Source organism: Micromonospora auratinigra, assembly GCF_900089595.1.
GTDB lineage: Bacteria > Actinomycetota > Actinomycetes > Mycobacteriales > Micromonosporaceae > Micromonospora > Micromonospora auratinigra.
Genome location: NZ_LT594323.1, coordinates 4,970,156 through 4,996,366, shown reverse-complemented (window position 1 = coordinate 4,996,366; position 26,211 = coordinate 4,970,156). Strand labels below are relative to the sequence as shown.

Genomic DNA, 26,211 nt, shown 5'->3' with positions numbered 1-26,211 from the left:
CCGACGGCTCAGCCGTAGGTGTCGCGCGGCCCGCGACCGCGCACCCGGCGCGGACCCCGCGACCAGGACGGCGCGGCGGGACCGTGGATGTGCAGCTTGCGCACCACGTTGTGGCCGACCTCGCTGGCGATCTGCTTCAGCAGTGAAGCGGCGAGCAGCCGCAGCTGGGTGGCCCAGGCGGTGGAGCGGGCCTCCACGGTCAGCTCGCCGTCCTCCAGCTTGACCGGGCGGCTGTGCTGCGCCACCTCCGGCCCCACCACCTTCTCCCAGGCCCCGAAGACGGTCGCCTCGGCCGCCGGCTGCTGCCAGCCACGCGCCTTGACCAGTTTCGCCAGCACCGCGCCGAGCAGCTGCGGATCGCGCGGGTCCGGGCCGGGACCGGAGTAGCCGCGCAGCCGCTTCTCGCCGTCACCGCGTACCGCGCTGCGCCGCCGCGCCGGGGCGGCGGCCTGCCGCCGGGCCTTCGCCGCGTCCAGCACGGCCCGCGCCAGCTCCGGCCCGGCCGCGCCGTCGGTGGCCGCGCCGGTGCCGTCACCGCCCGCGCCGGCCGGGGCGTCGGCCGGTCGCCGCTGCCCGCCCGAGGTCCGTCGCGGGCCCGCCTCGCCGCCGTCCGCACCGTCCCCGGGCACCTGACCGCCGCCGCGGTTCCGGCCGCGCGCCACGGCGGGCCCGTCCGGGTCCGACCCCTCGGGGGTACGCGCACCGCGTCCCGGCCCCAGCCGGGCCGGCGGGAGCTGGAAGTCATCCGACACGGCGTACCGCCCCCTCACCGACGGCGTACCGGGCACCGCGCAGCGCCGCCGGCACGTCGTCGTCGACCGCACAGGTCACCAGGAGCTGGGCGGCCCCACCGACCAGCTCGGCCAGGCGCTCGCGGCGCCCGGCGTCCAGCTCGGCGAAGACGTCGTCGAGCACCAGCACCGGCTCGATGCCGTCGGCGCGCAGCAGGTCGTACCCGGCCAGCCGCAGCGCCAGCGCGTACGACCAGGACTCGCCGTGGCTGGCGTACCCCTTGGCGGGCAGCGGGCCGAGGGTGAGGGCGAGGTCGTCACGGTGCGGGCCGACCAGGGTGGTGCCCCGTTCGATTTCCGCCGACCGCTGCTCGACCAGCGCGACGGCCAGCGCCTCGGCCAGCACGGCCCGGTCGGCCCCCGCCTCGGGCAGCTCCACCGACGGCCGGTACGCGATCCCCGCCGCCCCGCGTCCCGCCGCCACCGCGTCGTACGCCTTGGCCACGTGCGGGGTGAGCGCCGCGACCAGCTCCAGCCGCCCGGCGAGCAGCTCCGCCCCGTACTGCGCCAGGTGGGCGTCCCAGACCGCCAGCGTGGAGAGGTCGCCGCCGCGCGTCCCACCCGTCTTGCGGGCCAGGTACGCCGTCCGCAGCAGGGCGTTGCGCTGCTTGACCACCCGGTCGTAGTCGGCGCGCACGCCGGCGTACCGGGGCTGCCGGGTGACCAGCAGGTCGTCGAGGTAGCGGCGGCGTTCGGCGGGGTCGCCCCGGACCAGTTCCAGGTCCTCCGGGGCGAAGAGCACCAGCCGCAGCGCGCCGAGCACGTCCCGGGCCCGCCGGGCCGGTGAGCGGCCCAGTCGGGCCCGGTTGGCCTTGCCGGGGACGATCTCCAGTTCGACCAGGAGTTCGCGCCCCTCGTGCACCACCGCGCAGCGGATCACCGCGCTGGTGGCCCCCATCCGGACCAGCGGGGCGTCCGTGGCGACCCGGTGCGAGTCCAGGGTCGCCACGTAGCCCAACGCCTCGACCAGGTTGGTCTTGCCGACGCCGTTGGCGCCGATCAGCACGTTCGGACCCGGCTCCAGGTCGACGCCGACCCGCTCGTAGGAGCGGAAGTCGACGAGTTCGAGCCGGCGGACGTACACAGGGCTGTGGATACCGGTCAGCGCTTGTGGACGGCGTGCCCGCCGAACTGCTGGCGCAGCGCGGCGACGGCCTTCATCGCCGGCGACTCGTCCTGGCGGGACGCGAACCGGGCGAACAGCGAGGCGGTGATGACGTTCAGCGGCACGGCCAGCCGGACCGCCTCGTCGACCGTCCAGCGGCCCTCGCCGGTGTCCTCGGTGTAGCTGCTCAGCTCGGCCAGCTCCGGGTCCTCGTCCAGCGCGCGGTCGAGCAGGTCGAGCAGCCAGGACCGGACCACGGTGCCCTCGCGCCAGGACTTGAAGACGCCCGGCACGTTGGTCACCAGCTCGGACTTCGACAGCAGCTCGTAGCCCTCGGCGTAGGCGTGCATCAGGCCGTACTCGATGCCGTTGTGCACCATCTTGGCGTAGTGGCCGGCACCGACCGGGCCGGCGTGCACGAAACCGAACTCGCCCTCGGGCTTGAGCGCCTCGAAGATCGGCATCAGCCGCTCGACGTGCTGCTCGGCGCCGCCGACCATCAGGGCGTAGCCGTTCTGCTTGCCCCAGACACCGCCGGAGACGCCGACGTCCAGGTAGCCGATGCCCTGCTCGTTGAGGCGCTCCGCGCGGGGGGCGTCGTCGCTGAACCGCGAGTTGCCGCCGTCGATGATGATGTCGCCCGCACCGAGCAGACCGGCGAGCTCGTCGATGGTGGCGTCGGTGACGCCGGCCGGCACCATCACCCAGATGGCGCGCGGCGACTCCAGCTTCTCGGCCAGCTCCGCGAGGCTCGCGACGTCGCTCAGCTCCGCGTTGCGGTCGTAGCCGACCACCTCGTGGCCGGCCGCGCGCAACCGCTCGCGCATGTTGCCGCCCATCCGGCCGAGTCCTACCAGGCCGAGCTGCATCTGCTGCTACCTCCGTACGTCTGGGTGTTGCCGGGTGCGATCAGCGGGACACGCGGATCGGCATGATGAGGTACCGGTACCCGGGGATGACCTCGCCATCCTCGCCGGCCGGGGAAATCACCGCCGGCTTGAAGGCGTCGACGAAGGCCAGCTGCGCGTACTGGGCGCCCAGGTTGGCCAGACCGTCGATCAGGTACTGCGGGTTGAAGCCGATGGTCAGCGCGTCACCGGTGAAGGTGGCCTCCATGGCCTCGCTGGCCCGGGCCTCCTCGGTGCCGCCGGCCTCGACGACCAGCCCGTCGGCGCTGAAGCTCAGCAGCACCGGGGTGGTGCGCTCGGCGACCAGCGCGACGCGCTTGACCACCTCGATCAGCGTGGCGACCGGGACCCGCGCCTCCGCGTTGTGGCTGGCCGGGAAGAGCGAGCGCACCGGCGGGTAGTTCGCGCCGTCCAGCAGCCGGCTGGTGGTACGCCGGGTGCCGCCGGAGAAGCCGATCATGCCTTCGCCCGCGCCGCCCTGGGACAGGGCCATGGTGACCTGACCGCCGAGCGGGCCGAGGGCCTTGGCGGTGTCATTCAACGTCCGGGCCGGCACCAGCGCGTTGAGGCTGATCTCCGGGTCGTCCGGGTTCCACTGCATCTCCCGCAGCGCCAGCCGGTAGCGGTCGGTGGCGAGCATCGCCAGCGTGCCGCCGGAGAGCTCGAGGCGTACGCCGGTCATCATCGGCAGCGTCTCGTCCCGGCCCGCGGCGACGGCGACCTGGGCGACGGCGGCGGCGAAGGCGGCGGCGTCGACGGTGCCCGCGCTCTCCGGCATCTCCGGCAGGGCCGGGTAGTCCTCGACCGGCATGGTCGGCAGGGTGAAGCGGGCGCTGCCGCAGACCAGCTCCAGGTGCGAGCCGACGGCGGCGATGTCCACCGGCTTGGCCGGCAGGGCCTTGGTGATCTCGGCGAGCAGGCGACCGGAGACGAGGGCGGCGCCGTCGGCGTCCCCCTGCACCTCGACGGTGACCTGGCTGGAGACCTCGTAGTCGAAGCCGGAGACCTGGAGGTTGCCGTCGGTGACGCGGAGCATCACCCCGGCCAGGACCGGTACGGAGGGTCGGTTGGGCAGGCTCTTGGCGGTCCACGCGACCGCCTCGGCGAGCGCGTCGCGCTCCACTCGGAACTTCATCAATGCCTCCGCGTCGACGTCAGCGACAACTCTCTCATGCCGACCGCTCTCACCCGTCCCGCCCGACCGTGCGGGTACCCATCGCACCTTAGGGCGCGTGGGCATCGGCTGTGCGCCCGACCCCGTGCTTCCAGGTGCCGGGGTGACTGCCGACGGCAGCGCTCCGGCCCGATCCACAGGAAGTCCAACGGTGATGATTGGTTTTTGATTCTTTAGAAGAGATAACTCATCGTCTTCATCGCACCTGTGCAAACTGTGGAGAACCGGCGTCCGCGCAGGTCAGACAGGTTATCCACCGGTGGTTTGCCTGTGGAGAACCAGGGGTAAAACCCGTGTCGCGGTCCACAGCCCGCCACCGCCCCCGGGTTGTCCACCGTTGTCCACCGGTTGTCCACCGGTAATCCACCGGGTTTCTCCCCATGGTTGTGGACGACCGCGACGACATCCGACGACGTCGTCCCCAGAACCTTCAACAGGAAGCCCACAGGCCGACCGTCGTCGGTGGACAACGACGCGGTTGTCCCCAGGCGTCCACAGGCCCGTCCCCAGGAGTTGTCCACAGTCTGTGGGTAACCGGTCGAGGACTGAGCGTGTTTCTCCACAGCCTGTGACACAGGGGATGTGGACAACCGGGTCGGGCTGTGGACGAACACGACACCGATCCTGGGCCCTGCACCGGGTCGAGGGTCAAGCGCGGGGTGTCCACAGGCACCAAAAAAGCCCGGCCGGTGGTCCGGCCGGGCGCTGCGCGTCGTCGGTGGAACTAGGTGGTCTGCTTGATCCGGTTGGTCAGCTCGGCGATCTGGTTGTAGAGCGAGCGCCGCTCCGCCATCTGCTGACGGATCTTCCGATCGGCGTGCATGACGGTGGTGTGGTCCCGACCGCCGAACGCCTGGCCGATCCGGGGCAACGAGAGATCGGTCAGCTCCCGGCACAGGTACATGGCGACCTGGCGGGCGTTGACCAGGACCCGGGACCGGGAGTGCCCCCGCAGGTCCTCCAGGCTCACCCCGAAGTACTCCGAGGTGGAGACCATGATCTGGTCGGCGGTGATCTCCGGGCCGGCACCGTCGGGGATGAAGTCCCGCAGCACCTCCTCGGCCAGCGACAGCTCCACCGACGAGCGGGTCAGGCTGGCGAAGGCGGTCACCCGGATCAGTGCGCCCTCCAGCTCCCGGATCGAGTTCGACACCCGGGAGGCGATGAACTCCAGCACGTCCGGCGGGGCGTAGAGCCGCTCCTGGGCCGCCTTCTTCTGCAGGATCGCGATCCGGGTCTCCAGGTCGGGCGGCTGGATGTCGGCCAGCAGTCCCCACTCGAACCGGGTCCGCAGCCGGTCCTCCAGCGTCGCCAGCTGCTTCGGCGAGCGGTCGGAGGTGATCACGATCTGCTTGTTCGCGTTGTGCAGGGTGTTGAAGGTGTGGAAGAACTCCTCCTGGGTCCGCTCCCGGTTCTCCAGGAACTGGATGTCGTCGATCAGGAGGATGTCGACGTCCCGGTAGCGGCGCTGGAACGCGCTGGTCTTGTCGTCCCGCAGGGAGTTGATGAAGTCGTTGGTGAACTCCTCGGTCGAGACGTACCGGACCGAGCGGGCGTTGCCGAGCGTCGTGGCGTAGTGCCCGATGGCGTGCAGCAGGTGGGTCTTGCCCAGCCCGGAGCTGCCGTAGATGAAGAGCGGGTTGTACGCCTTCGCCGGCGACTCGGCCACCGCGACGCTCGCGGCGTGCGCGAACCGGTTCGAGGAACCGATGACGAACGTCTCGAACATGTACTTCGGGTTGAGCCGGTTGCCCCCGGTCTCCGCCCCACCGGGGAGCCGCCGGTCGGCCTGACCACCGGGACGGTGATCTGCGCCACTGCGGCCCGGCCCCGAGTCGGTCCCGCCGTCGCGGGGCAGACCACGCAGCGGCGGCGGATCGGCCGGGCCGGCCGCCTCCCGGTAGCGGGGCTGCTCGTAGCCGCGACCGTCGCGCGCCGGCGGGTCGATCCGGGCCGGTGGTTCGTCGTAGCCTCGGCGCTCCGCGCGCATCGGCTCGGCGAAGGCGGTGCCGAAGAGGGTGTCCTGACCGTCCCGCGCGGCCGGGGCGGGCTGCGGCCGGCCACCGTCGGGGGTGCGCTGCCGGGGGGCCGGCTCCTCCACCGGCTGGTCCGGGCGCTGCTCCGGGTATGCCGTGGCCGGGTAGCCCAGCTCCGGGAAGCCGGGTGCCGTCCGGGGCGGGCCGGGCTGGTCGAACCCGGCGAGCAGGTCGGCCGGTCCGTCCGCCGCGATCGGCGGCTCCGGAGTGCTGCGGTAGACGGTGCCCGCCGGGCGCCCGGCGGGGTCCTCGGCGACGCGTACGGTGACGGCCACCTGGATCGGGCGGCCGAACCGCCGGCTCAGGGCCTCGGTGATGGCGGGGCGCAGCCGGGACTCGATCACGTCCCGGGTGAACGCGTCGGGCACGGAGAGCAGGGCGGTGTCCTCGACGATCGCCCGGAGCCGGGTCAGCCGGAGGTACGCGCGCTGCTGCGCGGAGATGATCTCGTCGGCGAGTTCGTCGGTCGTCGCTGTCCACACCGCGGCAAGGTCGGTCGCTCCGGTCACCGTCGTGCCACCCCCTCGCCTCTGCTCACGCCCGCCCGGACGGCTGACCGGTCGTCATCCACAAGTTATCCACAGCCTGTGTGTACCGACCGATTGTGGCCGCCCACCGGACGCGGGTCGGACCTGCCCCCCTGGTCACCGGAGGCGTTGAAGCGGGTTCACCGTGCCGAACGATTCACTCCCTGGTCCGGTCTTGCCCGTCAGCGACAACCCGGACCCCGGCGCTGACCGCAATCGGGCACGCTAACAGTGCGGGCCCCGCGTCATCAACCGTCGCCGCCGTGGGAGGCTTGTCAACATCAGCGAAAAGCGCCCCTTCGGTCGGGGTTGCGCCGTACCTGGGTGCCCGGGGTGTGATGTTTGACGGTCATTGCCCCCCTGCGTAGGCTGGAGCGGCTGCTCTCTCGCCCTCTGCTAGGGTGATGGGTGCTTGCTGTCCGCGGTCGTCTTCTCGCCTCGCCGAGACCCGCGTCGCCGGGCAGCACCGATCGGAGGCCACCGCCACGGTGGTCTGAACCACCACACGACCCCGGGCGATCCCCCGCGCGGGGCGTACGACAACGGAGAGCCTGACGTGAGCAAGCGCACCTTCCAGCCGAACAACCGCCGGCGCGCGAAGACCCACGGCTTCCGGCTGCGCATGCGCACCCGTGCCGGCCGCGCCATCATCTCGACCCGTCGCGCCAAGGGCCGCGCCCGCCTGTCGGCCTGAGGCCGACCGGTCCGGTCCGGGGACGTGCGCAGTCGTGTTGGCCGCCGCGCAGCGACTGCGGCGGAGTAACGACTTCGCCGCAGCGGTCCGGGGTGGCCGACGCGTCGGACGCGGCGCGGTCGTGGTCCACCTGACCCTTCCCGAGTCGACCGGACCTACCGCGACAACCTCGCCGGAGCCGGCGCGGAGCAGCGGTGCGGAGCCATCCGCACCGACCCGCGCCGGCTTCGTCGTGTCCAAGGCCGTCGGCAACGCAGTCGTCCGCAACAAGGTCCGTCGGCGGCTGCGACACCTGGTCCGCGAGCGCCTCGACGCCCTGCCCGCCGGGAGCACCCTGGTGGTACGCGCGCTGCCGCCGGCCGCCGAGGCGTCGTACGACCGGCTGGGGACGGACCTGGACGCGGCCGTTGCCGCCGCCCGGGCCCCCCGGGGTCGGCGGTCCCGGTGAGCGGGGACAGCGCCGCCCCGCGGCCGACCACTACCGGTGCCCGCATGCTGCTGGCACCCATCATCGCGTACCGTCGGTGGATAAGTCCGGCACTGCCGGCCCGCTGCCGGTTCTACCCGTCGTGCAGTGCCTACGCCGTGGAGGCGGTGACCCGGCACGGTGCGTTCCGGGGAGCCTGGCTGACGGTCCGGCGGTTGTCGCGCTGCCACCCCTTCCACCCAGGTGGACACGACCCGGTGCCGGAGCCGGGCGACCGCCGCCGTGCCGACGTGACTGGAGCCTGAGTGTTTAGTCTCGACTGGATCTACTACGCGATCTCGTGGATCCTGCTCACCTGGCACTCGGCCTGGGACGCCATCGGGGTGCCGATCGAGGCCGTGATCGGTACGAACTGGTCCTGGATCCTCGCCATCGTCTTCCTGGTGGTCACGGTCCGGGTGATCCTCTTCCCGGTCTTCGTCAAGCAGATCAAGTCCCAGCGGGCGATGCAGGCGCTCCAGCCGAAGGTGAAGGAGCTCCAGGAGAAGCACAAGGGTGACCGGGAGACGCTCCAGAAGGAGATGATGGAGCTCTACCGGAAGGAAAAGGCCAACCCGCTGATGGGCTGCCTTCCGATGTTCCTCCAGATCCCGGTCTTCCTCGGCCTGTTCCACACCCTCAAGCGGCTGACCCCGGAGAACACCCAGAAGACCCTGTACGGCTGGACCGTGCAGCAGTTCGAGAGCGCCTCGAACGCGAAGCTCTTCTCCGCCCCGATCTCCGGCCGGTTCGGCTCCACCACCGAGCAGCTCGCCGGCCTCGGCGCGAACACCGGCACCGTGAAGATCGTCGCCGGCATCCTGGTCTGCATCATGATCGCCACCACGTACCTGACCAGCCGTCAGATGATCCTGAAGACCGGCTGGGCCGAGGACCCGCAGCAGCGCATGGTCCAGCGGCTGATGCTCTACGGCATCCCGGTCTCGCTGCTCGTCTCCGGCTCGATCTTCCCGATCGGTGTGATCATCTACTGGGTCACCAACAACCTCTTCACCCTCGGCCAGCAGCAGTGGGTGCTGCGGAAGTTCCCGCCGCTGGTGCCGCCGAAGGGTGCCGCCAAGACCAACGGCCAGCCGGTCGCCAAGACCGGTGGGCTCCTCGGCCGCAAGACCGCCCAGCCGGTTGCGAAGGCTCCGGCGGCCGCCCCCAAGGTGGCCGGCCCGAAGCCCGGCGCCAAGCCGGTCAACCCGAAGAAGAGCCGCCCCGCCAAGCGTCAGGGCTGACCCCTCCGGGCCGCCGCCGGTCTCCGGCGGCGGCCCGTTCCGGTCGTCGAGCTGCCACCGTACGGTCGGCGCCGGGCCGGAACCGCCGCGCGCAGCGCGGTCACGGGCGAAACTGGCCCGTACAGACGTGCCCGACGGGCACCGGCGAGACCTCCCGCCGGCCCTCGGGAGACCAGCGGACCCGACGGTCCGGCCGAGCGAGTACGGAGATGACACCGTGACCGAGACCAGCATCCCCAGCGCCGACGCGTCCGTGGACGAGGAGAGCGTGCCGGCTGCCACGGGCGAGAACGAGGAGACCCGGGCCGAGGGGGTCCGGGAGAAGAAGGCCCCCGCCGAGAGCGAGTTGTTCGGGCAGAGCGAGATCGCCGCCGACTACATCGAGGGCCTGCTCGACATCCTCGACTACGACGGTGACATCGACGAGCTGGTCTCCGGTGGCCGTCCCGTCGTCGAGGTGGTCGGTGACCGCCTGCAGAACCTGGTCGGGCAGCGCGGGGCCACCCTGGAGGCGCTCCAGGAACTGGCCCGGCTGGCGGTGTTCCGGCAGACCGGTACGCCGAGCCGGCTGCTGCTCGACGTCGGTGGCTACCGGGCCAACCGGCGCAAGGAGTTGGCCGCCGTCGCCCGCAACGCCGTGGAGAAGGTCAAGGAGTACGGCGAGCCGGTGCGCCTGGAGCCGATGTCCGCGTTCGAGCGCAAGTGCGTGCACGACGTGGTGAACGCCCTGACCGGGGTGGAGAGCGAGTCCGAGGGTGTCGAACCGAACCGCCGCATCGTCGTCCGGCCGGCGGCCTGACCGGGTGGCTCACGACGACACGACGGCGGGTGCCGTTGCCGGCCCGGGTGGTACGCCGCCCGGGCCGTCGCCTGTGCGGCCCGACCCGACCGTGGACCCGATCTTCTCTGCCGGTGGGGACGCCGCCGCGCTGCCCCCGTCCGAACTGCCGCCGACCCCGGTCGATCCCACGTTCTCCGGGGAGGCGGAGGATGCCGTCGGCCCGGAGCCGGCCGGGGCGCCCGGCGCGGTGCCACCCGCCTTCTCGACCGAGCCGGTGCCGTTGGCCTTCTCGACCGAGCCGGAGTCACCGGTCGGCCCGGACGAGCCCGCGACCGAGGGTCCGGCGCCCGCCGGATCGGTGGACCCGGTCTTCGCGGAGCCGGACACCTTGGCGGACCCGGCGGGATCGTCCTTCGTGGACTCCGCCGACCTGCCCGTCGACACCGGCACCCCGGTCCCGGCCGAACGACCGGCCCCGGCCGACGTGACCCTGCCGCCCGAGCTGGCCGAGGCCGCCCGGGTCCTCTTCGGCGACCGGCTCGAGCTGGCCGCCGCGTACGCCGAACTGCTGGCCACGGAGGGCGTGGTCCGCGGCCTGATCGGCCCCCGCGAGACGCCGCGGCTGTGGGAGCGACACCTGCTCAACTGCGCGGCGATGGCGGAGCGGATCCCGGAGGGGGCCAGCGTCATCGACGTCGGCTCCGGTGCCGGGCTGCCCGGCCTGGTGCTGGCGATCGCCCGGCCCGACCTCACCGTCACCCTCGTCGAACCGCTCGCCCGGCGGACCGCCTTCCTCATCGAGGCCGTCGAACAGCTCGGACTGACCCGGATGGTGCGGGTCTTCCGGGGGCGGGCGGAGGAGGCAGCCGTCGGCACCCGGGACAAGCCGGCGCTGAGCGCTGATGTGGTGACCGCGCGGGCGGTGGCCGCCCTCGACAAGCTGGCCGCCTGGTGCCTGCCGCTCACGGTGGGCGGTGGTCGCCTGATCGCCCTCAAGGGGGCATCCGCGGCCGAGGAGATCGCCGAACACGGGGCCGCCGTGGCGCGACTCGGTGGCGGCGAGCCGGAGCTGCACCGGTGCGGTGTCGACGTGATCGACCCGCCGGCTACGGTGATCGAGGTGGTACGCGAGCGGGTGATCGGTCCGGCCCGGAAGAAGGCGCCGAAGCGCTCGCGGGGCGGTCGTCGCCGGGGCGGCCGCGACCGGGAGCGCTGACCGGGCTTCCGGCCGCGGGTTCGCTCGTTGGACCGGGTGCGGAACCGGCGAACGATCAAACCCGACGTGGACCGGCTGTGCCCGTCCGCCGTAGGCTGACCGCGCGTCGATAGTGTGGAACGGCGGTGCCGGGCGGCACCCGAACCCGACCGTTCCCACCGGGCCTTGACGCCGCGCCGTGGAGTGCGGGGGCCTGACATTGACGGGGTGCGGACCGACCATCCGGAGCGGGCAGGGATGACAGGTGCATGACGACGGCAGGTACGACGACCGACGGGTGAACGGGCCGGCAGGGCGATCCTCCGGCGACCCCGTTTCACGTGAAACCGACTACCCGGGCTGGTCGGCGAGCGAGGAACCCGGCAGCCCGTCCACCCGTTCACCGGAGTGCGAGCCGGTGGCCCGGCGGGACGTACCCGCCCGGCCCGTCTCGTCGGCCCCGGCAAACGTGCCGTTGGCGCGCGAACCGCACGACCCGACCGACGGCCCGGCGAACGCGCCGAGCACCCGTCCCGCTCCGGCGCGCGGCAATGCGGCCGTGCCGGCCCGCTACGAGCCCCAGCCGCCCGTCTCGGGCGTACCGCAGCAACCGGGCCCGGTGGCGAGCGTGAGCGGTGTGGTGATCCCGGCCGACACGCCACCGACCCCCGGCTACGAGGCCGAACCCGATCCCGGCACGTACGTTTCACGTGAAACCCCGACGCGCGAAGAGGATGACCCACCGTTGGCTATGGAGGCTATGCGCGCCGTGCAGATCCTGAACCCCAGCGGTGAGGTGACCATGCCTCGCCCCGAGCGGACCCGGGTGATGTGCGTCGCGAACCAGAAGGGTGGCGTGGGCAAGACCACGACCACGGTGAACCTCGCGGTGGCGCTCGCCCTGCACGGCAACCGGGTCCTGGTGGTCGACCTCGATCCGCAGGGCAACGCTTCCACCGGCTTGAACGTGCCGCACCACACCGGCGTGCCCGACGTCTACGACTGCCTGATCGACAGCGTGCCGTTGGAGGAGGTGGCGCAGGCCGTCGAGGGCATCCCGAACCTGTGGTGCGTACCGGCCACCATCGACCTGGCCGGCGCGGAGATCGAGCTGGTGTCGGTGGTCGCCCGGGAGTCCCGCCTGGCCCGGGCGATCGCCGCCTACCCCGGACACTTCGACTACGTCTTCATCGACTGTCCGCCCTCGCTCGGCCTGCTCACGGTCAACGCGCTGGTGGCCGCGCAGGAGGTGCTGATCCCCATCCAGTGCGAGTACTACGCGCTGGAGGGCCTGAACCAGCTGATCAACAACATCAACCTGGTCCGTCAGCACCTCAACCCGCGGCTCGACGTCTCCACCATCCTGTTGACGATGTACGACCGGCGTACCCGGCTGGCCGACGCGGTGGAGCAGGACGTCCGGAACCACTTCGGGGACAAGGTCCTCCAGGCGGTCATCCCCCGGAACGTGCGGGTCTCGGAGGCACCGAGCTACGGCCAGTCGGTGATGACCTACGATCCCGGTTCGCGGGGCGCGACGAGTTACTTCGAGGCCGCCCAGGAGATTGCCGAGCGGGGCGTCAAGGAGCCGGTGAGTCGGAATGCGTAGTGCGGAGAAGTCGCTGGGAGGCGTCGCATGAAGAACCGTCCTCGTGGCGGTCTGGGGAGAGGGCTCGGCGCCCTCATCCCCACCGGGCCCGTGCCGGACGCTGCCCCGACGGCCACTGAGGGCGAGAGCGGTGCGGCACCCGTCCCGGCCGCTCCCGCACCCGAACCGGCTGGCGTCGCCGTGCCGCAAGCCCCGGTGGCTGCGGCGCCCGAGCCGCAACTGAGCCCGGTTCCCGGTGCCCGCTTCGCGGAGATCCCGGTCGACGCGATCATGCCGAACCCGAAGCAGCCCCGGCAGGTATTCGACGAGGAGGCGCTGGAGGAGCTGAAGACCTCCATCCAGGAGGTCGGCTTCCTTCAGCCGATCGTCGTACGTCAGCTCGACGACGAGAAGTACGAACTCGTCATGGGTGAGCGGCGGTGGCGAGCGGCCCAGGCGGTCGGCCGGGAGAACATCCCCGCCATCGTCCGGGACACCAAGGACGACGCGATGCTCCGGGACGCGCTCCTGGAGAACATCCATCGGGCCAACCTCAACCCGCTGGAAGAGGCGGCCGCGTACCAGCAGCTGCTGGAGGAGTTCGGGGCGACGCACGAGGAGCTGGCCCGCCGGATCGGCCGGAGCCGGCCGCAGATCTCCAACACCATCCGGCTGATGAACCTGCCCGCGCAGGTGCAGCGGCGAGTGGCCGCCGGCGTGCTCTCGGCCGGCCACGCCCGTGCGCTGCTGAGCCTGGAGGACGCCGAGGCACAGGAGAACCTGGCCAAGCGGATCGTTGCGGAGGGCATCTCCGTACGGGCGACCGAGGAACTGGTGGCCCTCGCCCTGGCCGACGGACCGGCCAAGGCGCCGGCTGCCAAGCGCCGGCCGAAGCCGCACGCCCCGGCCCTGACCGATCTGGCGGACCGACTCTCCGACCGCTTCGACACCAGGGTCAAGGTGGACATCGGCCGGAGCAAGGGCAAGATCACCATCGAGTTCGCGACGGTCGACGATCTGGAGCGGATCGTGGGCATCATCGGGATGAGCGAGGAGCAGCCTCCCGAGGAGTGACAAGGTCCGCCTCGGCCGCGTCGTCCCTCCGGGGGCGGCGCGGCCGTTTCGTTCCGGGCCCGTCGGGCTGGGCGGCCGTTTCGTTCCGGGCCCGCCGGGCGGGGCCGCTCTCGCCGCAGCCGGGCCACCGGTCAGGGCCGCTCCGGCCAGGCCCTCGGCGGGACCCGGTCCGTCGTCGTCCGGCCGCTTCGGTCGGTGTCGTTCGGGTCGGGGCCCGGGGCCGGGCCCGTCGTCATTCGGCCGTTCCCGGAGGGCGTCGTTCTGGTTGGGGACGCGGGCGTCGTCGCCCGGCGGTTCCCGGTCAGTGTCGACCCGACCCGACCCGACCGGGTCGACCCGGGCCGGGCCGGGGCCCGTCGTCATCCGGCCTCTCCCGGTTGGCGTCGTTCTGGTCGGGGCCGCGGGCGTCGTCGCCCGGCGGTTCCCGGTCAGTGTCGATCCGTCCGGGGTCGGGGTCGGACCCTTGCCATTGCGCGGTTCCGTCAAGGGTGGTTCTCGTGACAGGCCTGGGCCGTCGTCGTCCGGCCGTCACTCATGCGGCCGTCCTCATCATCCTTCGGTCGGTGACCCGTCGTTCCCGTCCGACGTCATCCATCTGGACGCCGCCGGCCCTGGGAGCCGGGAGAGGCCACCCACTGGCGGCCGCGCAATCCTGCCTGCGCCGCCACCAGAGGGCCCACCACGGCCCGGTCGAGAGATGAGTGCCCTCGGGTACCCGATCGCGGAGCGGCGGGCTGAGAAGAGCCCAGAGCGGGCGACTGCTCGGTGACGCAGAGCCGGTCGCGACTTTGCAGCGGCAACGTGGCCGATGAGGATGCGGGTGAGCCCCCCTGACGGTGGGCCAGGGCGGCGGGGCGGATCCCTCGCGAACCCGTTGCCGGCGCGGATCCGCTTCGGGAGTAGTCGCGATGCCCGGGCGGGGTGCTCGGGCCGGGTACGGCTGAGACTCGTGGCGTGGTGAGCCGACTGCGTTGTTGTGGACTGGCGGCGTACCTGGCGACGCTGGGAGGGGCGTACCGCACAGGTGGGGCCGCATCCCGGCCGCCGCCCACCACCACCCGCGCTGGATTCGGGCGGACCCCCAGCTTTGGGGGACACCGTGCACTCCGTCGGCGCACCGGCGCGCAACCCCGAGCGTCCAGGCTGCGGATCGTTCCGCCGCTCGCCTGCGGTTGCCGGCATCCACGCAGCGAGAGCGGTAGCGACCTGCCGCCCGGCGAAGGGACCTGGAAGGTCGGGTGCAGCTCGGCCCGTTTCACGTGAAACAGGGAGGGCCAACGATTGCAGCCGAGCCGAGCGCACGCTGTCCGGCCGACAGGTGCTGAAGGGGCGCGAGTCTGGTGCGTCCTCGATTTCTGGACACGGACCTCGGGTTCCGGGACCACCGACGGGTCGGTCCGGGGAGAGGGAGGGAGCCAGCTTCCCCGACCAACCCGCGGTGCCGGAGAACGTGGCCGGCTGCCACCTCGATGTTCCGCCGGATCGAGGGCGGCGCGGGGGGCTTCCCCCTCCGAATGCGTCTGCCGGAGGGACCGCGAATGCGAATCATCCCCGTCCGCAGGGCGGCTGCCGGGAGCGCCCCGGCCGCCGGGTGTCAGCGGCGCTCGGCACTTCGGCCCGGTGCCGAGTTTCACGTGAAACCGAGGGCGACTGGCCGCATGCCGGAGGTTTCTCTCCGCACAGCCTGCAACCTGGGCCGGATCCCAGGCCTGATCCGCGCGGACCGGGCCGCCGACTCCTCGGGCTATCCGGCGGCCTTCCCGCTCCTCCACTCCGCCCGCTCCTCGGCCCGGAACATGAGAGCAGCGGGAAGTTCCGAGGAGCGACCCGCAGCCTCCCGGCCGGCTGGTTCGTTGGAGGAATGGCGTCCTCTGAAGCACCTCGTGGGACGGTGTCCACTGCCAGAAAGTTATCCACAGCGGTTTTCCACAGGCCACTCCCGTTTCACGTGAAACAGCGCTCCGAAAGCCGCGCTGACCTGTGGATGACGGGGTGTGTTGGTGATCTCATCTGCCTGTGGACAACGTCGTGGACGGGCGATCGCCGACGAAAATCTGGGCGGGACAGGCGTCGCCGACTCGGTTAGGGTCAGCGTCGTGCAGGACACCCCTCCCTCAGTCCCGGACTTCACCCAGTGGCCCTCCTTCCCCTTCGAGGGCGACCTCCGCGTCAAGCAGCTCGACGATCCGGTGCCGGTCGAACCTCCCCGCCGAGGGGAGGAAAACCGCGAGTGCACCGCCTGCAACGCGCCGGACGAGGCGTACATCTGGGTGGGTGAGCGGTGGCGGGTGCGGGCGATGGACCGCCCCACCGGCCTGCCGATGGTGCTGATCCTGGAGTCCCGCTCCCACCTCGACCTCGGTGACCTGCCGAACCTGCTGGCTGCCGAACTCGGCGTGATGACCGTCCGGCTCGAACGCGCCATCCGTTCCCTGGACGGCGTCGCCCGGGTGCACGTCAACCGCTGGGGTGACGGCTCCGCGCACCTGCACATGTGGTTCCTCGCGCGGCCGTACGGGCGGCTTCAGCTGCGGGGCACCTTCCTGTCCCTGTGGGACTCGATCCTGCCGCCCATCTCCGAGGCGCAGTGGCGGGAGAACCTCGCCATGGTCGCCGCCTGGCTGGCGGAGTTCGGTGGCCGGCCCCTGGCCGAACCACCGAGGATCCAGTGGCAGGCGCCGTCGAGTTTGTCGGCGTCGCCGGCGGGCGACGCCGAGCCGGCGGCCGAGGAGGAGACGGTCTCCGTCATCGAGGCGGCCGAGGAGATCCCAGAGCCGCAGGAGGAGCAGCCGGCGGAGCCGCAGCCGGCGACGGCGGACGGGGCACCGGAGCAGCCGAAGGCGGAATGACACCCCGGCCACCCAGCGGCGGCGGAGCCGAGCAGCACGCCGAGTACCTACGGCGGCTCAACGCTGGCGGGGCCGACCGGCGCGGCGCGCACCCGCGCCCGCTCAGCGGTGGCGAGCGGCGGCGCAGCGGTTCAGCGGTGGCGAGCGGCGGCGCAGCGGTTCAGCGGTGGCGAGCGGCGGCGCGCCGGTTCAGCGGTGGCGGGCGGCGGCGCGCCGGTTCAGCGGTGGCGGGCGGCGGCGCGCCGGTTCAGCGGTGGCGGGCGGCGGCGCGGCCGACCAGCGCGCCGAGCACCCGACCGAAGTCGAGCCCTGCGGCCTGGACGGCCAGTGGCAGCAGCGAGGTCTCGGTCATCCCCGGCGAGACGTTGACCTCCAGCACGTGTGGCTGGCCGGCCCCGTCGACGATCAGGTCGACCCGGGAGAGGTCGCGCAGACCGAGCGCGCGGTGCGCGGCGAGCGCCACCTCGGACACCCGACCGGTGGTCTCCTGGTCGAGCCGGGCCGGCGCGTGCCAGGTGGTGCGCCCGGCGGTGTAGCGGGCGGCGTAGTCGTAGACGCCGTTGCGGGGCACGATCTCCACCGGGGGCAGGGCCTGCGGGCCGTCGCCCAGGTCCACCACCGAGACCGCCACGTCCATGCCGGGCACGTAGCGCTCCACCAGCGCCGTCTGGTCGTACGCGAAGCAGCCCACCATCGCGGCCGGCAGGGCGGCGGCGTCCCGGACCACGGCGGCGCCCAGGCCCGAACCGCCCTGGGCCGGCTTCACCATCAGCGGCAGGCCGAGCCGGTCGACGATCCGGTCCAGCACGGCCACCGCGCCCAGCTCGGAGAAGCGGTCGTGCGGCAGCGCGACCCAGTCCGGGGTGGGGATGCCCGCCTCGCGCAGCACCGCCTTGGCGGATGGCTTGTCCCAGGCGAGCCGGGAGGCCCGGGCGTCGCAGCCCACGTACGGCACGTCGCAGAGGTCGAGCACCCCACGCAGGGAGCCGTCCTCGCCGGTGGCGCCGTGCAGGGCGATGACCACCGCCTGCGGCGGGTCGGCGGCCAGCGCCGGCAGCAGCGCCACGTCGGCGTCCCGCAGCTCGGCGTCGACCCCGACCGCCCGCAGGGCGTCGAGCACCCGACGGCCGGAGCGCAGCGAGACGTCCCGCTCGTAGGAGAGTCCGCCGGCGAGCACCAGCACGTGGAGGTCGCCGGTGGTGTCGGAGTGGGTCACGGGAGCATGCGCGGCAGGGCTGTCGGCCATGCCGGAATCATGCCAAGTCGGGGCCGGGGGCGTCCGAGCCGCCCTGCCGCCGCCGGGGCCCGATGCCGCCGACCGCCCCGAAGACCTTGCGCATGGCGATCTCCTGCTCCATCACGCCGGCGAGCCGACGGACGCCCTCCCGGATCCGCTCCGGGGACGGGAAGGAGAAGTTGAGCCGCATGTTGCCGCCACCGGTGCCGTCGGCGTAGAAGCCGGTGCCGGGCACGTACGCGACCCGGGCGGCGACGGCGCGCGGCATCATCGCCTTGGAGTCCAGCCCGTCGGGCAGGGTGGCCCAGACGAAGAGGCCGCCGGCCGGAGTGGTCCAGGTGGTGCCGGCCGGCATAAGGTCGGCCATCGCGGCGAGCAGGGCGTCCCGGCGCTCCCGGTAGACCTCGCGGTAGACCTTCAGCTGCTGCCGCCACGGCATGGTGCCCAGGTAGGTCGAGACGGCCGCCTGCGCGTACGCGCTGGGGCAGAGGATGTTCGCCTCGCTGGCGATCACCAGCTTGTCGCGGACCGCGTGCGGGGCCAGGATCCAGCCCACCCGCAGGCCGGGGGCGAACGTCTTGGAGAAGGTGCTCAGGTAGAACACCCCGTCGCGCCGGCGGGCGCGCAGCGGCGCGGGCGCCTCCCCCTCGAAACCGAGCTGCCCGTACGGGTCGTCCTCGACCACCAGCAGGCCGGCGCGCTCGCAGATGTCGAGCACCTGCTCGCGCCGCTCCTCGCTCAGCGTCACGCCGGCCGGGTTCTGGTAGGTGGGGATGGTGTAGAGGAACTTCACCCGCCGGCCGGCCCGGGCCAGGTCGGCGATGGCCGTCTCCAGCGCCGCCGGGATCAGCCCGTCGTCGTCCATCGGTACGTGCACCACCTGGGCCTGGGCGGCCTGGAACACCCCGAGTGCGCCGACGTAGGTCGGGCCCTCGGCGAGCACCACGTCACCCGGGTCCAGGAAGAGCCGGGCCACCAGGTCGAGCGCCTGCTGGCCGCCGACGGTGACCACCACGTCCTCCGGGGACGCGCCGCAGGCGGCGTCGATCCCGGAGAGGGACATCACCTCGCAGATCCGCTCGCGCAGCTCCAGGGTGCCCTGGCCGATGCCGTACTGGAGGGTGGTCGCGCCGTGCTCGGCACCGAGCCGGCCCAGCATCTCGCCGACCGCGTCCAGCGGCAGCGCGGAGATGTACGGTGCCCCACCGGCGAGCGAGACCACCTCCGGCCGGCTCGCGACCGCGAAGAGTGCCCGGATCTCGGAGGCCGTCATCCCCCGGACCCGGCGGGCGTACCGGTCGGTGTAGTCGTCGAGCGTCGTGCCGGTCATGACATCACCTCGATCGGGTGTCGGCGGGGCTGCCGCCCGGAGTGGTACCCGCGATGCCGGCAACCATGGCGGCGGCACGGGCGCCCGCTCGGTCGATGGTAGTCCGCGCCGGCCGGCTGCGGGCCCACCGTGTGGGTACGTCCACATCCCGGACCGGGACTCCCCGCCCCGGGTGGGCGTTCGCGCGTCCCCTCCCGAACCGTCCGGCAGCGGCGTACGATCGCTCGTCGGGGGAAGAAAGAGGCACGAATCCGGCCTCCGCCCCGAGCCTACTGGTGGGGATGCACTGATGTCGCGACGTCTGGTCAGTCTGACCCTCGACACCCTCGAGGACCTGCCCCGTCCGTGCCGCGAGTGCGTCTACTGGGAGCTGGACCCGGTCTCCGCCGACCGGGCCTGCGCCGCCGGTGACCCGGGTCTGGAGAAGGAGGCCTGGGTCTCGCAGACCCTGTTGGAATGGGGTTCCTGCGGCAAGCTCGTGTACGTCGACGGCATGCCGGCGGGCTTCGTCATGTACGCGCCACCGGCGTACGTGCCCCGCTCGATGGCCTTCCCCACCTCGCCGGTCTCGGCGGACGCCGTGCTGCTGATGAACGCCACCGTGGTGCCCGCCTTCGCCGGCGGTGGGCTGGGCCGGATGCTGGTCCAGGGGGTGGCCCGGGACCTTACCAAGCGGGGCATCAAGGCGATCGAGGCCTTCGGTGACGCGAAGTTCGGCGACGGCGCGGAGGACGACCCGACCCGGGCCTGCGTCGCCCCGGCAGACTTCTTCCTCTCGGTGGGCTTCAAGACGGTCCGCCCGCACCCCCGCTACCCGCGCCTGCGGCTGGAGTTGCGGACCGCGCTGAGCTGGAAGTCGGACGTCGAGTACGCGCTGGAGAAGCTGCTCGGCTCGATGAGCCCGGAGAGCCTGCTCCGCCCGGTGCGCCCCGCCCCGGCCACCCGCTCCACGAGCTGAGGGCCCGGTGGCTCAGTCCATCGTCGCGCCGGCCGCGACGGCGGCCCGTAGCTCGCTGACGTCGATCGAGCCGGTGGGGACGTCCCGCTCGATCGGGAAGTACATCCGCTGCACGGCCGCGACGATCGCCTCGACCACCTTGTCGCGGAACCGGGGGTCGACCAACCGGCCACGGTCCAGCGGCGAGGTCAGGTAGCCCACCTCGACCCGTACCGCCGGCATCCTGGTCAGTCGCAGCAGGTCCCAGGCCTTGGCATGGGTACGGCAGTCGCGCAGCCCGGTGCGGGCCACGATCTCCCGCTGCACCAGGCCGGCCAGCCGTTCCCCGGTGGCCGAGGTGACGCCGTTGTCGGTGCCGTAGTGGTAGGTCGCCACCCCGTCGGCCGCCGGGTTGGCGTGCCCGTCGGTGTGCAGCGAGATGAACACGTCGGCCCCGAGGGCGTTGGCCAGTTCGGCGCGCTCGGCGTCCGGCAGGCAGGTCTCCGGCGTGGGACCGCGGGTGAGCTGCACCCGTACGCCGGCTGCGGCGAGCCGGCCCTCCAGCCGGCTGGCCAGGTCGTACACCATGTCCGCCTCGATCCAGCGCAGCGGCCCGTCGGGCACCACCTCGCCCGGGTCGGTGCCGCCGTGCCCCGGGTCGATCACCACCGTGCGGCCGACCAGCGTGGGTCCGGCCTGGCGGATGGCGTCGGACTCGCGGAGCCACTGCGGCCGCCCTCCGACGACCTTACGGCCGAGGCGGCGTAGCGCGTTCATGGTGTGCGGGCCGCACGCCCCGTCCGGTTTCAGCCCCATCTCCCGTTGGAACTGGGCGACCGCGCGGGAGGTGCGGATCCCGTAGATGGCGTCGGCGCGGCCCGCGTCGTATCCCATCTCCAGCAGGCGTTCCTGCAGGGAGCGGACGTCCTCGCCGATCAGCGGCTCGGGGACGGCGTGGTACAGGGTGCGGGCACCGAGCCGCCACCGCGCCGCGTCCAGCGCCTGCCAGGTCTCCGTGCCGACCCGGCCGTCCACGCTGAGGCCACGGGACTGCTGGAACGCCCGGACGGCGCGTTCGGTGTCGGCGTCGAAGTCGTCGCCCCGGCCGTCGGCGGGGAGCAGCTCCAGGCCGGTGAGCACGGAGCGGATCTCGGCTACCGCGGCTCCCCGGTCTCCGGGTCGGATCGGACGCACGACGACCCCCCTCTGCACGGACGCTGGCTGGCCGGGAACTCCGCTGGACGCCTACGGAGCGTACCGTGACCGCTGCCGGACGGGTCTCGGTTCGCCCAGGTCAGAACGGCCGGAACCCCCGCCACCCGGTGGGGCGACAGGGGTTCCGACGGTGCGGTGGGTCGGCTCAGAGGGCCGACTCGATGAGCCTGACCAGCTCGCCCTTCGGCTTGGCGCCGGCGATGGACTGCACCGGCTCACCGTTCTTGAAGATGGTGAGGGTCGGCACGGACATCACCCGGTAGGCGCGCGCGGTCTCGGGGTTCTCGTCGATGTTGAGCTTGACGATGCTGACCTGGTCGCCCATCTCGCCGGCGATCTCCTCGAGCAGCGGCGAGACCTTGCGGCACGGCCCGCACCACTCGGCCCAGAAGTCGACCAGGACCGGCTTGTCGGACTTCAGCACGTCGCTCGCGAAGCTGGCGTCGGTGACCGCCTTGGTTGCTCCCACTATGAACCTCTCCTCCGGGAAGTGTTTCCGAACTTGTCTCAGCCTTGCAGGGTGGCGATGAAGCGCTCGGCGTCCAGCGCGGCCGCACAGCCCGTACCGGCGGCGGTGATCGCCTGCCGGTAGGTGTGGTCGACCACGTCACCGGCGGCGAAGACGCCCGGGACGCTGGTCCGGGTGCTGGGCGCCTGCACCTTCACGTACCCCTCGTCGTCGAGCTCCACCTGGTCCCGGAAGAGCTCGCTGCGCGGGTCGTGGCCGATCGCCACGAAGACGCCGGTGACGTCCAGCACCTTCGTCTCGCCGGTGTGCACGTTGCGCACCCGTACGCCGCTGACCTTGCCGTCCGCGCCGAGGATCTCCTCGACCGTGGTGTTCCACTCGACCTTGATCTTGTCGTTGCCCAGCGCGCGCTCGGCCATGATCTTGCTGGCCCGGAACGAGTCGCGGCGGTGGATGATGGTCACCGACTCCGCGAACCGGGTGAGGAAGCTCGCCTCCTCCATCGCCGAGTCGCCGCCGCCGACCACCACGATGTGCTGGCCACGGAAGAAGAAACCGTCACAGGTGGCGCAGGACGAGACGCCGTGACCGAGATATTCCTGCTCACCGGGGACGCCCAGCGGACGCCAGGCCGAGCCGGTGGAGAGGATGACAGCCCGCGCCCGGTACGCCGTCTCACCCACCCAGACGGTGCTGACCGCGTCGGAGCCGATCTCGCCGGTGTCCTTCAGCTCGACCCGGGTGACGTCGTCGGTGAGGAACTCGGCACCGAACCGCTCGGCCTGCTTGCGCATGTTGTCCATCAGCTCGGGGCCGAGGATGCCGTCGGCGAAACCGGGGAAGTTCTCCACCTCGGTCGTGGTCATCAGCGCGCCGCCGGACTGCACGCCCTCGATCACGAGCGGCTTGAGGTTGGCGCGCGCGGCGTAGACCGCCGCCGTGTAACCGGCCGGCCCGGAGCCGATGATGATCAGGTTGCGGACCTCGTCCACTGCCGTCTCCCGATGTGTGTGTTCGTCACCGGCGCGCACCGATGTCGATCCGAGTGCCGACGGACCGTGGCGGTGTCGGCGCCTGACTTGCAGAACGTCATCGTACGAAGCGGGGATTCCCGAGCCGGTCGTCCGGTGGGTCACGTCACGTGGGACGACATCCGCCGATGACCGCGCCCTCACCCTACCCGCGTGCGGAACCGGGTGTCCGCGCCGGAGCCGGGCACACCGCACTCCGGTCCGCTCACCCAGGCCCAGCGGCCACCGCTCGCGTCGGTGAAGGTCACCACCAGCGCGGGGCTGCCCTGGAACGACGCGTAGTCGACCAGGCTGACGTCGACCGCGCCGGTGCCGTGCTCGGCGGCGATGGCCGCGAGACAGGCGCCCAGGGTCTCCCGCCGGCCGAGCCGGTCCAGCCCGGCGAGGGCCGGCACCCGGCCGCCCTCCGGGGCCAGCTCGGGCCGGGACCCGTCCTTGCCGCCGGGGCCGGCGAACGTGGCACCGGTGGCACCCGTCGAGAGCCGCTGCGGGGTGTAGTCGGTGCCGCTGGTCACCGTCGGGGCCGTCAGGTACGGCCCCGCCTCGCGCGGCGCCGCCGCCGGCGCGCCGGCGTCCTGCGCCGAGGATCCCGCACCGCCGGGACCGGTACCGACGAGGTTGCTGAGGCCGAACCCCACCGCGGCGATCGAGGCGGCGGCCACCGTCACCGGCGCGGCGATCCGGGCCCAGCGCCGACCACGCCGTCCGGGCCCGGTGTGGCCCGGACCGTCCGTGGGCCGGAGCGGCCCGCCGACCGGCCGGTTCCCGCCGGTGGGCTGCGCCGGCACGACCGGCGAGCCCGGCGCGGCGCGCCGTACGTCGGCGGCCGGTGCCGGACCGTCCGGGGCGGGACCGGCCCCGGCCAGGGCCGCGGTGATCCGTTCCAGCACGACCTCCGGCATCCGTGGCTCGGCGTCGCCCGCCCAGTCGGCCAGGTCCGCGCCCACCAGGTCCAACGCGCGGGCCAGTTCGGCGTACGCGTCGCCCCAGGCGGGGTCCTCCGCGACCAGCCGCGCGACGGTGCCCTGCTCCGGGGTGCCGTCCAGCGCCCCACCGACGTAGTCGGCGAGCAGGTCGTGGTCGACCTCGCTGAACTCCCGGGCAGTCACGAGTCCTCCAGGTTGGCGTCCCGCCGGGACCGGCCCGACGTGGATCCGACGCCCTCGGGCGGGCGTGGGTTCCCTCCGGTGACCCGGCGCACGTCCGGTGCCTCGTCCGAGCCGGTACGCAGGTGGCCGAGCAGCACGGCGAGTCGGGCCCGGCCGCGGGCGCAGCGGCTCTTCACCGTCCCCTCGGCGACACCGAGGATCCGGGCCACCTCGGCCACCGGGTAGCCCTGCACGTCCACCAGCACCAACGCGGCGCGCTGCTCGGCGGGCAGTTCGGCGAGCGCCTGCCGGACCACCAGCGCGGTGTCGTGGTCGCGGACCGGCGCGGCCGGCTCCACCCCGCCGGTGTACGAACCGGCCTCGCCGTCGGTGTGCACCCCGTCCGGCAGTGGGACGGTGGCGTGGGTCTGCCGCCGCCGCATCCGGTCCAGGCAGGCGTTCACCACGATCCGGTGCAGCCAGGTGGTGACCGCCGAGTCGCCCCGGAACCGGGCGGCGGCGCGGTGCGCGGAGAGCAGCGCGTCCTGGAGCGCGTCCGCCGCCTCCTCGCGGTCCCCCACCGTTCGCAGGGCGACCGCCCAGAGCCGGTCGGAGTGCCGGTGGAACAGTTCGGTGAAGGCGTCCCGGTCACCCGCGACGTGCGCCCGCAGCAGGTCGTGGTCGGAGCTGCCGGCCGGCGCACCGTCCCCGGTCGCCGGTCCGGTCGTACCGCCGCCGCGACCGGTCACCGGGCCGCCCGGAGGAGGCGGCGCGGAACTCGCGGCGGACGGTTCACGAGCCCTGGACCGTGATCTCCTGGACCCCCACCTTGAAGCCGCCGCCGCCCTCCTTCTCGGGCAGCTCGGTGATCCAGAAGAGGAGGTACTGGTACTTCTGCTCCGGGTCGAACCCGTTGAAGGTCATCGTGGTGCCGTCGTGCTCCTCGAACGGCTGCCCGATCGGCGACTTGAGGTAGCTGGCGACCAGCTGCTTGTCCCCGGCGGAGGAGACCGGGAAGTCGGCGCTGCCGGCGAGCAGCTGGGCCGAGGCGCCGGTGGCGGAGAGCTCGGCCTGCACCGACTTGACGGTGTGCGGGGAGCCGAGATCGATCCAGACCCCCATGCCGCGCTTGAAGTTGCCGAAGTTGGCCCGGTTGTAGGTCTGGGTCTCCCAGCCCTTGTCCAGGTTTCCGTCGATCACCAGCTGGGCGTCGTCGAGCTCGTCGCGCCGCTTGCTGTCCGGGTCGATGATCCGGACGTCCTCCACGGAGAGCCGGCGCACCGCGGCCGGTGCCGGCGAGGCGTCACCCGTGGCGGGCGCACTGCTGGACGGGTTGGCCACCGGCTGGTTCTTGGGGCTCTTGTCGTCACCACCCAGGGCGCTGATCCCGATGAGCAGGCCGACCAGGGCCACCGCGAGCAGTCCGGCGATGCCGAGGGCGACCTTCCGGCCGCCCATCGAGGCCAGCGGGGACGGCTCCTCGCCGTTGTCGTTGGTGAAGCGGAGCGGGCCGGCCTGCTCCAGGAAGTGGTCGTCGGCGGGCACGTCCAGCCGGCTCAGCTCGGCCGAGAGCACGTCCGACGAGGGCGGGGCGATCTCCGGGTCGAGCAGGTCCATGGTCAGGTCGTCGAGGTACGCCGGGACGCCCGCGCGCACCTGGCGCGGCGCGGCGATCGAACCGGCGGCGTCGCGGACCGCGTCGGGCAGGGCGGCGCGACCGTGCCCAGCGGTGGCACCGTGCAGCGGGGCCTCGCCGTGCGGCCAGTGACCGGTCAGCGCGAAGTAGAGCACGCCACCGACGGCCCGCAGGTCGTTCTCCTGGCTGTCGGCCCCGTCGGTACGCGCGTCGGCCAGCACCACCCGGCCGTCGTCACTGATCATCACGGTGCCGGGGTGGACGTTGCCGTGCACCATGCCGGTGGCGTGCACCGCGGCGAGGGCGCTGGCCACGGCGTTGCCGATGGCGGTGGCCCGGGCCGGGTCCAGCGGCCCGTCCTCGGCGACCAGCTCGCGCAGGGACTGCCCGTCCACCCACTCGCGCACCACGTACGCGCGGTCGGCCTCGTCGATCGCGTCGTAGACGCCGACCAGGTTGGGGTGGATCACCCGACTGGCCGCCACAGCGGCCTGGAGCATCTCGGTGGCGGAGTCACCACCCGGGTAGCGGAGAACCACCGCGACGGGACGGCGCAGCACGACGTCGACCCCGCGCCAGACCAGCCGGCCCGCGCTGTCGTTGTTGATGTGCTCGACCAGCTCGTACCGCTCGGCAAGGATCTCACCGGCCGTGGGAGCACCGAAGGTCATGACCGGAGGCGCAGTTTCCTCCGCCTCCTGACCCTCGCCGACCTGGGTCACCCGTCCTCCCTCGGTGATCGTGTCGATCGATGGACCCGTGCTGCTGGGCATGTGGCTTCCCGCTCTGCCTTCGAAGGAACCGGCAGACCGGCGCCGACGCCCACGTCGGCACCT

The 26,211-nt window shown here is 72.7% G+C and carries 22 protein-coding genes and 1 pseudogene; 10 read left to right on the top strand and 13 right to left on the bottom strand.

Translation table 11 applies throughout. The features are described 5' to 3' along the window. Nucleotides 1-8 precede the first annotated feature (8 nt). The 5 genes from GA0070611_RS22455 to dnaA all read right to left on the bottom strand — a co-directional run bounded on the left by GA0070611_RS22455 (nt 9) and on the right by dnaA (nt 6,523). Entirely contained in the window at nt 9-629 is a 621-nt protein-coding gene (locus GA0070611_RS22455; RefSeq protein WP_091673284.1) for a DUF721 domain-containing protein, read from the bottom strand. A gap of 112 nt (nt 630-741) precedes the next feature. Beyond that, entirely contained in the window at nt 742-1,875 is a 1,134-nt protein-coding gene (recF, locus tag GA0070611_RS22450) for a DNA replication/repair protein RecF (RefSeq protein WP_091667559.1), read from the bottom strand. A gap of 17 nt (nt 1,876-1,892) precedes the next feature. Next, the gene (gene gnd, locus GA0070611_RS22445) at nt 1,893-2,765 is read right to left on the bottom strand and encodes a phosphogluconate dehydrogenase (NAD(+)-dependent, decarboxylating) (protein WP_091667556.1); all 873 of its coding nucleotides are present in this window, start codon (nt 2,763-2,765) and stop codon (nt 1,893-1,895) included. A gap of 40 nt (nt 2,766-2,805) precedes the next feature. Then, nucleotides 2,806-3,939 (bottom strand): DNA polymerase III subunit beta, encoded by a 1,134-nt coding sequence (gene dnaN / locus GA0070611_RS22440; RefSeq protein WP_091667554.1) that lies wholly within the window; start codon nt 3,937-3,939, stop codon nt 2,806-2,808. 763 nt (nt 3,940-4,702) lie between these two features. Then, nucleotides 4,703-6,523: a chromosomal replication initiator protein DnaA gene (gene dnaA, locus GA0070611_RS22435; protein WP_091667552.1), complete on the bottom strand. Its 1,821-nt coding sequence runs from the start codon at nt 6,521-6,523 to the stop codon at nt 4,703-4,705. Between the two features lie 574 nt (nt 6,524-7,097). On the opposite strand from dnaA, the gene rpmH reads away from it, so the two are divergent. From rpmH to GA0070611_RS22390, 9 genes and pseudogenes are all read left to right on the top strand, one after another. Further along, nucleotides 7,098-7,235, top strand: coding sequence for a 50S ribosomal protein L34 (gene rpmH / locus GA0070611_RS22430; protein WP_091454096.1), 138 nt, complete (start codon nt 7,098-7,100; stop codon nt 7,233-7,235). A 34-nt stretch (nt 7,236-7,269) separates the two neighbouring features. Beyond that, nucleotides 7,270-7,683, top strand: a complete 414-nt coding sequence (rnpA, locus tag GA0070611_RS22425) for a ribonuclease P protein component (protein ID WP_091667550.1) — start codon at nt 7,270-7,272, stop codon at nt 7,681-7,683. 44 nt (nt 7,684-7,727) lie between these two features. After that, a complete protein-coding gene (gene yidD / locus GA0070611_RS22420; RefSeq protein WP_231921189.1) occupies nt 7,728-7,967 on the top strand; it encodes a membrane protein insertion efficiency factor YidD in 240 nt (79 codons plus the stop codon). Then, nucleotides 7,968-8,945, top strand: a complete 978-nt coding sequence (gene yidC / locus GA0070611_RS22415) for a membrane protein insertase YidC (protein ID WP_091667546.1) — start codon at nt 7,968-7,970, stop codon at nt 8,943-8,945. It begins immediately after the preceding gene. A gap of 217 nt (nt 8,946-9,162) precedes the next feature. Further along, complete coding sequence (locus GA0070611_RS22410) at nt 9,163-9,744, top strand: Jag family protein (RefSeq protein ID WP_091667544.1); 582 nt, start codon at nt 9,163-9,165, stop codon at nt 9,742-9,744. 412 nt (nt 9,745-10,156) lie between these two features. After that, a complete protein-coding gene (gene rsmG, locus GA0070611_RS31980; protein ID WP_407940451.1) occupies nt 10,157-10,942 on the top strand; it encodes a 16S rRNA (guanine(527)-N(7))-methyltransferase RsmG in 786 nt (261 codons plus the stop codon). A gap of 244 nt (nt 10,943-11,186) precedes the next feature. After that, the gene (locus tag GA0070611_RS32290) at nt 11,187-12,530 is read left to right on the top strand and encodes a ParA family protein (protein ID WP_091667538.1); all 1,344 of its coding nucleotides are present in this window, start codon (nt 11,187-11,189) and stop codon (nt 12,528-12,530) included. 27 nt (nt 12,531-12,557) lie between these two features. Further along, the gene (locus tag GA0070611_RS22395; protein ID WP_091667536.1) at nt 12,558-13,583 is read left to right on the top strand and encodes a ParB/RepB/Spo0J family partition protein; all 1,026 of its coding nucleotides are present in this window, start codon (nt 12,558-12,560) and stop codon (nt 13,581-13,583) included. Nucleotides 13,584-15,679: 2,096 nt separating this feature from the next. Further along, nucleotides 15,680-16,271, top strand: a pseudogene (locus GA0070611_RS22390) (hypothetical protein); the annotation flags it as partial. Nucleotides 16,272-16,679: 408 nt separating this feature from the next. Here GA0070611_RS22390 and GA0070611_RS22385 read toward each other — a convergent pair. Beyond that, nucleotides 16,680-17,678, bottom strand: coding sequence for a D-alanine--D-alanine ligase family protein (locus GA0070611_RS22385; protein WP_091667531.1), 999 nt, complete (start codon nt 17,676-17,678; stop codon nt 16,680-16,682). A 7-nt stretch (nt 17,679-17,685) separates the two neighbouring features. Further along, nucleotides 17,686-18,999, bottom strand: coding sequence for an aminotransferase-like domain-containing protein (locus tag GA0070611_RS22380; RefSeq protein ID WP_091667528.1), 1,314 nt, complete (start codon nt 18,997-18,999; stop codon nt 17,686-17,688). Nucleotides 19,000-19,288: 289 nt separating this feature from the next. Between GA0070611_RS22380 and GA0070611_RS22375 the strand changes: the two genes are divergently transcribed. Then, complete coding sequence (locus GA0070611_RS22375) at nt 19,289-19,957, top strand: GNAT family protein (protein WP_091667526.1); 669 nt, start codon at nt 19,289-19,291, stop codon at nt 19,955-19,957. Nucleotides 19,958-19,969: 12 nt separating this feature from the next. Here GA0070611_RS22375 and GA0070611_RS22370 read toward each other — a convergent pair whose 3' ends face one another. The 6 genes from GA0070611_RS22370 to GA0070611_RS22345 form a co-directional block, all read right to left on the bottom strand. Continuing rightward, on the bottom strand, nt 19,970-21,130 hold the full coding sequence (locus GA0070611_RS22370) for an N-acetylmuramoyl-L-alanine amidase (protein WP_091667524.1): 1,161 nt from the start codon (nt 21,128-21,130) through the stop codon (nt 19,970-19,972). Between the two features lie 166 nt (nt 21,131-21,296). Then, nucleotides 21,297-21,620 (bottom strand): thioredoxin, encoded by a 324-nt coding sequence (trxA, locus tag GA0070611_RS22365; RefSeq protein ID WP_091667521.1) that lies wholly within the window; start codon nt 21,618-21,620, stop codon nt 21,297-21,299. 38 nt (nt 21,621-21,658) lie between these two features. After that, nucleotides 21,659-22,612, bottom strand: coding sequence for a thioredoxin-disulfide reductase (gene trxB, locus GA0070611_RS22360; RefSeq protein WP_091667518.1), 954 nt, complete (start codon nt 22,610-22,612; stop codon nt 21,659-21,661). 179 nt (nt 22,613-22,791) lie between these two features. Then, nucleotides 22,792-23,760 carry a hypothetical protein gene (locus tag GA0070611_RS22355; RefSeq protein ID WP_091667515.1) on the bottom strand — a complete coding sequence of 323 codons (969 nt, stop codon included), beginning with the start codon at nt 23,758-23,760 and terminating at the stop codon, nt 22,792-22,794. Further along, nucleotides 23,757-24,488, bottom strand: a complete 732-nt coding sequence (sigM, locus tag GA0070611_RS22350; protein WP_091667513.1) for an RNA polymerase sigma factor SigM — start codon at nt 24,486-24,488, stop codon at nt 23,757-23,759. Before sigM ends, GA0070611_RS22355 begins: the two co-directional genes overlap by 4 nt. A gap of 43 nt (nt 24,489-24,531) precedes the next feature. Continuing rightward, nucleotides 24,532-26,148 carry a protein kinase family protein gene (locus GA0070611_RS22345; protein ID WP_091667510.1) on the bottom strand — a complete coding sequence of 539 codons (1,617 nt, stop codon included), beginning with the start codon at nt 26,146-26,148 and terminating at the stop codon, nt 24,532-24,534. Nucleotides 26,149-26,211 lie beyond the last annotated feature (63 nt).